The organism is Curtobacterium sp. B8, from assembly GCF_000333315.1.
Classification (GTDB): domain Bacteria; phylum Actinomycetota; class Actinomycetes; order Actinomycetales; family Microbacteriaceae; genus Curtobacterium; species Curtobacterium luteum.
This window is the reverse complement of sequence record NZ_BACW01000051.1, coordinates 1-8,928: the sequence shown is the minus strand read 5'-3', so window position 1 is coordinate 8,928 and position 8,928 is coordinate 1. Positions and strand designations below refer to the sequence as shown.

Genomic DNA, 8,928 nt, shown 5'->3' with positions numbered 1-8,928 from the left:
CGGACCCCGGTGAGGCCGACCGGATCGGCCCCGCGATCGGCGCGCAGTTGCTCGCGCACGCGGGCGGTCAGGCGACCACCGGCTCCGGGACCGGCATCGCGACCGCCGAGCAGCTCCTCGCGGCGACGCGCGTCGCGCTCGCCGAGGCGACGCCGGTCGCGCCGGCCGACGGCGCGGTCCGACCGCGCTCCGCACCGCGGGTCTGACGCCGATCGACCGACGTGCACCGTGCCTCCAGGCCGGGTCGTGACGGTCCGGACTGGAGGCGCGACGCGCGCGGGCAGCGTCGACTCGCCTCCGTCGGTGGTCGGGGAGTAAACTGGATGCGCACGTACCGCGTGCCCGCGCGTCCCGTCGCATCCAGACGGGACCGGTCCGCCGCTTGGTGGACGCGGGTGCCGGATCCGTGACCGCCCCGAGGGGGCGTCACGTGCGTGTGACGGCGCCGGATCCCGGCGCGGGCCGTCGTACGGTCGCCACGAGGCGGCCGGGGGCACCCGCGTGGAACCGACCGCGGACGCTCCGGAAGCGTGGCGGCGGGGGAGCGGCGGACGACGGGCCACGGTGGCCCGCGATGCGCCGGGCCCACCTGGACCCGGCCGGAGACTTCCGCTGATGGCGGCTCGCCCGTGACGAACGGGCGGAACAGGAGGAGCGTTGGCTCGATCAGGCACCCGGCGTGCAGCCGGCGGGACGCGGACCGCGTCACGCCGTACCAGGCCGCTCGACAACGACGGCGTCATCCCCGTCCTCGCCCGCGCCGTGCGCGAGGTCGAGGCGGCGGCGCAACGCGGACCGCTCAAGGCATCGAACCGGTCCAAGTTCCAGGCGGTCGCCCTGCTGATGCGCGAGGAGCGCGCGCGGGTGAAGGCCGACACGGAGCTCACCGACGCGCAGCGCGCCGAGCAGCTCAAGCGGCTCGACGGCGTCGCGACGATCCTCGCGAAGACCGCGGCCCGTGACACGAGCGTCATCCAGCTCCTGACCGAGGAAGCGTCGGTCAGCGAGGCCACCCGCACGGTGAAGCGCGACATGATGATCGCCGGCGGGATGGAACTGCAGCCCGAGGACCTCGTCATCGCGGCCGAGCCGTCCCCGACGGTCGAGGCCCCGGTCCGGTCGGTCGTCCCGCAGGCGGTCGTGCAGCGGCAGCTCGCGAACCCGTTCCTCGCACCCGACTTCGCCCTCGCGGACCAGCCCGTCGCACACCCGCGTCGCCTGGCGAACTGGGAGCTGTTCGGGCCGCTGTTCAAGTCGTTCGAGTACGGCGCGGGCGGGGGCGCGGCGACGATGCCGCTGCCGGAGCCGTCGACGCTGCACTCGAAGTCCGGCACGACCCTGATGAAGCACCAGGCGGAGCTCGTCGCCGCCGCGGCGCAGGGGCACCGCACGTTCCTGCTCGCCGACGAGCCGGGTCTCGGCAAGACGGCGCAGTCGCTCCTCGCGGCCGAGGCCGCGAACGCCTTCCCGCTGCTCGTCGTGGTCCCGAACGTCGTCAAGACGAACTGGGCACGCGAGGCTGCCCGCTGGGTCCCGAGCCGGACGGCGACCGTGATCCACGGCGACGGCGACGACCTCGACGGGTTCGCCGACATCGTCATCGTGAACTACGAGATCCTCGACCGGCACGCCGGGTGGCTCGGGTCGTTCGGGTTCAAGGGCATGGTCGTCGACGAGGCGCACTTCATCAAGAACAAGGACTCGCAGCGATCGCGGTTCGTGCTGCAGCTCGCCGAGAAGATCCGGCAGCGCACGGCGCACCCGCTGCTCATGGCGCTCACCGGGACCCCGCTGATCAACTCCGTCGAGGACTTCCGCACCATCTGGGAGTACCTCGGCTGGATCGACGACAAGAAGCCGCGTGCGAAGCTCATGAACGAGCTCGAGGAGATCGGGCTCACGCCGGCCGACCCCGGGTTCTTCACGGAGGCGCGCAAGGCCGTGATCGACCTCGGCATCGTCCGGCGCCGCAAGGTCGACGTCGCGGCGGACATCCCCGCCCGTCGCATCGCCGACATCCCGGTGGAGCTCGACGGCGAAGAGGGCCGGTCCATCCGCGACGCCGAGCGGGAGCTCACCGCGAAGCTCGTCCGCCGCTACCACCAGGCGCTCGACGCCCGCACCGGCCAGGACCCGGTCGTCGGCATCGACCACAAGCTCGTCCGTCAGGTCGCGCGGTGGGAGCTCGAGGACCAGGACGCCTCGTCGACCGGGGAGAACGTGTTCTCGATGGTCCGGCGCATCGGCCGCGCCAAGGCACAGCTCGCGGCGGACTACGCGGCGCAGCTGGCGTCGAACGTCGGCAAGGTCGTGTTCTTCGCGAAGCACCTCGACGTGATGGACCAGGCGGAGGAGGTCTTCGCCCGACGCGGCCTGCGGACGGCGACGATCCGCGGCGACCAGACGCCGTCGCAGCGCACCGCCGAGATCGACTCGTTCGTGAACGACCCCGACGTGGCCGTCATCGTCTGCTCGCTCACCGCGGCCGGCGTCGGCCTCAACCTGCAGGTGGCGTCCAACGTCGTCCTCGCGGAGCTGTCGTGGACGAGCGCCGAGCAGACCCAGGCGATCGACCGCGTGCACCGCATCGGCCAGGAGGAGCCCGTCACCGCGTGGCGCATCATCGCGGCGCAGACGATCGACACCAAGATCGCGGACCTCATCGACTCGAAGGCCTCGCTGGCCGCCCGGGCGCTCGACGGCTCGGACGAGGAGATCGTCGACTCGGGCGACATCCAGCTCGACGCGATGGCGGCGCTGCTCACCGAGGCGCTGGAGCGCGGGGCGCGGTAGCGCGGGAGCGCGTGGCGCGTTCTGCGTTCGCACAACCAAAGCCCGCCGGAACCACGGTTGTCCGTGGTTCCGGCGGGCTTTGGTTGTGCGTGGCTCGCCGTGCGGGCGAGCAGCGGTCAGACGCGCGACTGCACCTCGGCGAGAGAGGGGTTCGTCGCCGTGCTGCCGTCCGGGAACACGAGCGTCGGGACGGTCTGGTTGCCGCCGTTGACCTCGGCGACCAGCTCTGCCGTGCCCGGCGTCTGCTCGATGTCGACTTCGCGGAAGGGTACACCGGCCTTCGTCATCTGGTTCTTCAGCCGGGCGCAGTAGCCGCACCAGCTCGTCGTGAACATCGTGACGCCGCCGGCCTCGGGCACGAACGCGTCGCGGGTGATCGTCTCGCTCATGTGCTCAGGGTAACCCCGCTGTCTGGATGGACGACCGCCTTGTCCGACATGGCTTGACGTGCTTGTTCTACATAGGTAGCTTCTGCTCATGGAACCGATCAAGCGCGTGACCGCCCCCACGCTCGACGTCCTCGACGCCCTGCTCGCAGCGGACGGACCGACCTGGGGGCTGCTCGTCATCAAGGCGACCGGACGGCAGGCGGGCACCGTGTACCCGATCCTCGAACGGCTCGAGCAGCTCGACTGGATCCGGTCGAGCTGGGACGACGACGCCGAGCGGTCTGGACCACGACGACGGCTCTACGAGTTCACTGCCGACGGTCTCGTCGCGGCGCGGGATCTCGTTGCCGCGCGGGACCTCGTTGCCGCGCGGGCCGATGCCGCCCGCGCCGCTGCGCGTCCCGCAGCCGGCGCGCGTCCGACCACCCGGCCGGTGGCGTCGTGAACGCGCTCGACCGGGTGCTGGTCGCCGCAGCCGTCGCCATCTCGCCCGCCGCGCACCGCGAGACCCGCCGGGAGCAGTGGGCCGCCGACGTGCAGGGCGCCGCCGAACTCGACCTCTCGCCGACCGCGCTCGCGTTCGGCGCCTTCACCACGGCGCTGTTCCACCGCCGAGCCGACCGTCGCACCACCTGGGGGACCACCATGACCGCTGTACCGCTCGACGTCCGTCCCGAACCACACCGCGTCCGGACCGTTCCCGTGCTCGTGGCGGTGGCGATCGCGTCGCTGCTCGCGTCGGGCGTGTGGTTGCTCTTGCAGCAGAACGCCGGATCCGCCACCCAGCGCGTCGTCGGGATGCTCGCAGGGCAAGCGCTGGTGCACGTCGTTCCCGGTGTCGCCGTGGCGGTGGCGGTCCTCCTCCTGCGGGCGACCGCTCCTCGACGGCGCATCGGGGCGAGCATGGTCCTGGCGGCGACCGTGGTGATGGTCCTCGTGCCCTCCCTCCCGGTCACCGGACCGATCCCGTTCGAGTTCTCCCTGCTCCTGACGCTCGTCCCGCTCGTCGGGTGGTTCGTCGCGACGAGCACCCCGTGGGCGGCGTGGTCGTTCGCCGTCCTCCCGATGGTCCTCGTGTCCGCGGAGCACACCGGAGCGCTGTGGACCCTGCTCCCGGCGCAGTGGAACTCGATCCTGTTCGGCGTGCCGTACCTCGCGCTCATCCTCGCCGGGTTCCTCGGCAGCCGGTTCTCCACCGATCGCTCGCGCCGGTTCGTGGCCCCCGAGGGAGCCCTGGTAGACAAGAGCGTGTGAGTGACACGCACCTCGAGATCGAGCGCACCTACGACCTGCCCGAGGGTGGGGACCTCCCCGACCTGATCGGCGTCGGCGGCATCCTGCAGTCCGACCGGCAGGAACCGTTCGAACTCGATGCGACCTACTGGGACACCGATCGCTACGACCTCGTCGCCGCCCGGGTGACGGTCCGCCGCCGGACCGGGGGGCCGGACGCCGGCTGGCACATCAAGCGCGCGGCCTCGGACACGGTCCGGCACGAGCAGCACTTCCCGTTGACCGACGACGCCGACAGCGTCCCGGACGAGGTCCTCGCGGCGCTCTTCACCGAGCGTCGGGGACGGCGCCTCCGACCGGTCGTCCGGATCACCACCACCCGCACCGTCACGCGCCTCCTCGACGAGGACGGCGACCAGATCGCCGAGCTCGCCGACGACACCGTCCGCGCCCAGCGGCTCGACGACGACGCTCCCGAGACGCCTCGCACCTGGCGCGAGGTCGAGGTCGAGACCGTCGGCGGCGTCGACGAGCAGATCGCCCACGAGCTGTTCGCCGCGCTGGACGGCCGTTTCGCCGCGGTCGGCGCCGGCCCCGCTGCCGTCTCGTCGAAGCTGGCTCGAGGGCTGGCGGGTGCACCGGCACCGCGCCTCCACACCGCAGAGAAGCCGGACAAGGGCACGGCCGCACGCGCGCTCACCAAGCGGCTCCGCAAGCTGCGCACCGCGCTGCTCGACCAGCAGGCCGCGCTCCGCGACCCGGCGACCGCCGCCGCCGCCGACCTGCGCGAGACCGCGTCGACGGCGCTCGGCATCGCCGCCGTCCTCGGGTCGTACCGTCCGGCGTTCGCGCCCACGGACGAGATCGACCGGGCGGCAGCGGCCGCCGACGCGTTCGCGGTCGTCACCGCACGGGCAGCACTGGCGGAGTACCTCGTCGAGCGGCTGCCGCGGGCGTCCACCCCGGCGCAGGACGCCCTCGTCGACGCCATGACCCGTGAGCGCATCCTCGCGTCCACCCGCGAACGCCGGGCCGACGCGGTCCGTGACGTGGTGGCGTTCCTGCACTCCGAGCCGTTCCTCGAGCTGCTCGACGCCCTCGACGACGCCGTGGAACGGCCGCAGCCGACCGCGTGGGCGCTCCGGTCCCCGAAGCACGTCGCGCAGGACGTGTCCGCGGTCGAGAAGCCCCGGATCCGCGACCTCGTGCGCGACGCCGTCGCCGACGAGGACGCCGAGGTCGCGGTCGTCGAGCGGGAAGCCGCGGCACTGGCCGCGACGGAACTCGCGTGGACCGCGACGCTCCGCGCCCGCATGGCGATGGACGTGCTCGGCGACGACGCGTTCCCGCACGCGCTGTGGAAGCGCATCGGCAACGCGGCCGAGGTCCTCACCGAGCGGGTCCGCTCCCTGCACGCACTCGAGCAGCTCCGCGTGAACGCCGGGATCGCCGAGCGCGGCGGCGAGGGGACCTTCGGGTACGGCGTCCTCGCGGGCGACCGGGTACGACTCGCGGAGCAGTCCTACGACGAGGCGGTGCACACGCTCAACCGCGTGTGAGCACCACCGCGTCGGCATCGGCGACGTCGAACCGCTGCCCCGGGTCCCGGAGTCCGGCACGGGAGTGGTTCGTGTGGACGATGATCTGCTCCGCCGTCACGACCACGCTCGTCGCAGACGACGCCCCGGGTGGTGCGCGTCACCGACGAGCCTGACGTCGAAGCCCTCCGCGGCTGCACGACGCCGACCTGCACGGCGATGACGGCGAGGGCGTCGGTCATCCGGCGGCGACGGGCTCGGCGTCCGCAGCGGCAGGGGACACCTCGGCCAGCCCCAGGACGTCGAGGAGCCACGCCAGCTCGAACGCACGCTCCTTCCACGACGCGTACCGACCGCTCACGCCGCCGTGTCCGGCCGCCATCTCGGTCTTCAGCAGCACCGGCGCGCCGACCTCCCGCAGTCGCGCGGTCCACTTCGCGGGTTCGACGTAGAGCACCCGGGTGTCGTTGATGGACGTCACCGCCAGGATCTTCGGGTACTGCACGTCGTCGCGGACGTTCTCGTACGGCGAGTACTCGCTCATGTACCGGTAGACCTCGGGGTCGTGGAGCGGGTCGCCCCACTCGTCCCACTCGATCACCGTCAGGGGGAGGTCCGGGTCGAGGATGCTCGTCAGCGCGTCCACGAACGGCACGGCCGCGAGGATGCCGGCGAACCGTTCCGGCGCCAGGTTCGCGACGGCACCCATGAGGAGTCCACCCGCGCTGCCGCCCTCGGCGACCAACCGGTCCGCGGTGGTGCGACCGGAGTCGATGAGGTGGGCGGCGACCGCGACGAAGTCGGTGAACGTGTTCTTCTTCGTGAGGGTCTTGCCGTCCTCGTACCAGTGCCGACCCATCTCGCCGCCCCCGCGGACGTGCGCGACGGCGAACACGACGCCACGGTCGAGCATGCTGAGCCGCATGACGCTGAAGCCCGGGTCGATCGAGTGCTCGTACGACCCGTAGCCGTACAGGTGCAGCGGTGCCGGCTGGTCGGGGTCGACCGCGTCCCGTCGCCACACCAGCGAGATCGGGACGCGCGTGCCGTCCGCCGCGGTGGCCCAGTCGCGCTCCTGGACGTAGTCGGCCGGGTCGTACCCACCGAGCACGGGCTGCCGCTTGAGAACCGTCACCTCGCCCGTCGCCAGGTCGAGGTCGCTGACCTCGGACGGCGTCACGAACGACGTGAAGCCGATCCGGAGCGTCGGCTGCTCCCACTCGGGGTTGCCGCCGAGACCGGCCGAGAAGAGCGTCTCGTCGAACGGGACCTCGTGGGCATCCCCGTAGCCGTCGTCCTCGATCGGGATGATCGCCACCCGGGGGAGCGCCTCGGACCGGTACTCGAGCGCGAGGTGACCGGCGAACGCGTCGACGGACTCGATGCGGCGCTCCGGGTGGTGGGCGACGACGACACGGCGGTCACGCTCGGACGTCGGGTCGTCCGCGGGCACGTCGACGAGCTCGAAGTTCTCCGCACCGTCGTTGTGCAGCACCAGGAAGCGGTCGCTGCCGCCGACGATGGCGTGCTCGATCTCGTACTCGACACCCTCGCGCCGCGGCCAGACGACCTGGAACTCGCCGGTCGGGTCGGCCGCGTCGAGCACGAGGGCCTCGGACGTGATCTTCGACCCGAGCTCGATGACGATGTACTGCGACGACCGGGTGATGCCGACGCCGACCCAGTAGCGGTCGTCCGGCTCCTCGAACACGAGGACGTCCTCGGACGCCGGCGTCCCGACCGCGTGACGCCAGATGCGGTCGGGCCGCCAGGAGTCGTCGACGGTCGGGTAGAAGACGAAGCGTCCGGAGGGGTCGAACGTGGCACCGGCGCCGGTGTTGGGGATCTCGTCGGCGAGGTCCTGCCCGGTCGTCAGGTCGCGGACGTGCAGCGTGTAGCGCTCGTCGCCGGCGGTGTCAGTGCCGTAGACGAGCCGCGTGCCGTCGTCGGTGATGTCGTAGGAGCCGAGCGAGAAGAAGTCGTGGCCGTCCGCGAGGGCGTTGCTGTCGAGCACGATCTCCTCGCCGGGGAGGGTCGTCCCGCCGTCGGCCGACGCCTCGATCGCCGGGGGCGTCCAGTCGTCCGGACCGCTGATAGGTGCGCGGCAGTGCACGCCGTACTGCGACCCCTCGGCCGTCCGCGTGAAGTACCACCAGTCACCCATCCGGACGGGAACGGAGAGGTCGGTCTCCTGCACGCGGGCCTTGACCTCGCCGAAGATCCGGTCGCGCAGGGGCGCGAGGTGCTCGGTCTGCGCCTCGGTCCAGGCGTTCTCGGCTTCGAGGTACGCGAGCGTCTCCGGCGACTCCTTGTCACGCAGCCACTCGTAGTCGTCGACGAAGTCGATGCCGTGGTGCGACCGGGTGACCGGGCGCTTCGCGGCGGTGGGCGGGGTGGCCTGTTCGTGCTCGCTGCTCACGCCCCCACCCTATGCGCAGGCCCCCATCGGCGCGGGCAGCGGCACCTGCCGGGCACCCACGGCGTCGGTGACCCGCTCGACGAAGGCCTCGAGCTCCGCTGCGACGCCGACGACCCGCCAGACACGGTCGCGCCGTCGGGCGGTGAGGGGCAGGAGCACCCCGACGCCGCACAGTCGCGTGACCGTGGGCTCGATCCCCGCGGGGAGCAGGCGCTCGAGCGTGTCCTCGGAGACGAACGGCTCGTGGCCGAGGACGTGCGCGAGGGCGGCCGGGAGTCCGAGGGTGGCGAGCCACGTGCGGTGCTCGGCGAGCAGGAGCGCGGTCGTCGTCGCTTCGTCACACACGGTGCCGATCGCGATGGCGAGGTCACGGACGAGGTCGTCGACCGAGCCGGACCGGTACGCCTCGAGCAGGCCGAAGTAGCGGTCCCGCTCCGCCGCGAGCACCACCGCGACCGGTGCCGTGACGCGCAGTCCGAGTCCGCGGCGCCGGAGCACGGCCGCGACGAGCGCCCGACCGATCCGACCGTTGCCGTCGGTGAACGGGTGCACCGAC

7 protein-coding genes and 1 pseudogene are annotated in these 8,928 nt (G+C 72.3%); 5 read left to right on the top strand and 3 right to left on the bottom strand.

The window, feature by feature from the left end:
* On the top strand, window positions 1–206 hold a 206-nt coding region (locus tag I59_RS22475; protein ID WP_031272372.1), incomplete at its 5' end, for a hypothetical protein.
* A gap of 451 nt (window positions 207–657) precedes the next feature.
* The gene (locus I59_RS01505; protein WP_031272370.1) at window positions 658–2,793 is read left to right on the top strand and encodes a DEAD/DEAH box helicase; all 2,136 of its coding nucleotides are present in this window, start codon (window positions 658–660) and stop codon (window positions 2,791–2,793) included.
* A 116-nt stretch (window positions 2,794–2,909) separates the two neighbouring features.
* Here I59_RS01505 and I59_RS01500 read toward each other — a convergent pair whose 3' ends face one another.
* Window positions 2,910–3,182 (bottom strand): mycoredoxin, encoded by a 273-nt coding sequence (locus I59_RS01500; protein WP_022902366.1) that lies wholly within the window; start codon window positions 3,180–3,182, stop codon window positions 2,910–2,912.
* Between the two features lie 88 nt (window positions 3,183–3,270).
* Between I59_RS01500 and I59_RS01495 the strand changes: the two genes are divergently transcribed.
* Genes I59_RS01495 through I59_RS21205 form a run of 3 tightly spaced genes read left to right on the top strand, consistent with a single transcriptional unit; the run spans window position 3,271 to window position 5,974 of the window.
* Window positions 3,271–3,627, top strand: coding sequence for a PadR family transcriptional regulator (locus I59_RS01495; RefSeq protein WP_022902365.1), 357 nt, complete (start codon window positions 3,271–3,273; stop codon window positions 3,625–3,627).
* Window positions 3,624–4,436, top strand: coding sequence for a hypothetical protein (locus I59_RS22470; protein WP_022902364.1), 813 nt, complete (start codon window positions 3,624–3,626; stop codon window positions 4,434–4,436). Before I59_RS01495 ends, I59_RS22470 begins: the two co-directional genes overlap by 4 nt.
* The gene (locus I59_RS21205; RefSeq protein WP_022902363.1) at window positions 4,433–5,974 is read left to right on the top strand and encodes a CYTH domain-containing protein; all 1,542 of its coding nucleotides are present in this window, start codon (window positions 4,433–4,435) and stop codon (window positions 5,972–5,974) included. The genes I59_RS22470 and I59_RS21205 overlap by 4 nt, the downstream gene beginning before the upstream one ends.
* A 217-nt stretch (window positions 5,975–6,191) precedes the next feature.
* Here I59_RS21205 and I59_RS01475 read toward each other — a convergent pair whose 3' ends face one another.
* Both I59_RS01475 and I59_RS01470 read right to left on the bottom strand, forming a co-directional pair.
* Complete coding sequence (locus I59_RS01475; protein WP_022902361.1) at window positions 6,192–8,372, bottom strand: S9 family peptidase; 2,181 nt, start codon at window positions 8,370–8,372, stop codon at window positions 6,192–6,194.
* A gap of 9 nt (window positions 8,373–8,381) precedes the next feature.
* A pseudogene (locus I59_RS01470) lies at window positions 8,382–8,928 on the bottom strand (Fic family protein); the annotation flags it as partial.